This is a genomic window from Streptomyces sp. URMC 126, assembly GCF_051386555.1.
Taxonomy (GTDB): domain Bacteria; phylum Actinomycetota; class Actinomycetes; order Streptomycetales; family Streptomycetaceae; genus Streptomyces.
Window position 1 is genome coordinate 1 of record NZ_JBPQTX010001213.1, and the last position, 245, is coordinate 245.

At 65.7% G+C, this 245-nt stretch carries 1 protein-coding gene; it reads right to left on the reverse strand.

From position 1 onward, the window contains the following. Nucleotides 1-102 precede the first annotated feature (102 nt). On the reverse strand, nucleotides 103-245 hold a 143-nt coding region (gene rpmI, locus ACSNOK_RS35705; RefSeq protein WP_436784819.1), incomplete at its 5' end, for a 50S ribosomal protein L35.

Below are 245 nucleotides of genomic sequence, written 5' to 3' on the forward strand. Positions count from 1 at the left end.
GTGTTAACTCCTTGTAGCGGGGCCGTGGGTGGACTCACACGGCCCGAAAACGATATGGGTCCCGGTGTCGGGCTGCCCTCGTCACCGAGGGCGGGAGGTCAGTCAGATGCCCAGCATCTTCTTGATCTTGGCGCTGTCACCCGGGGCCATCTCGGCGTTGCCGGTGAGGCGACGCGTCAGCTTGGACGACTTGTGCTCGAGCAGGTGGCGCTTGCCGGCGCGCTCACGCAGGATCTTGCCGGAGC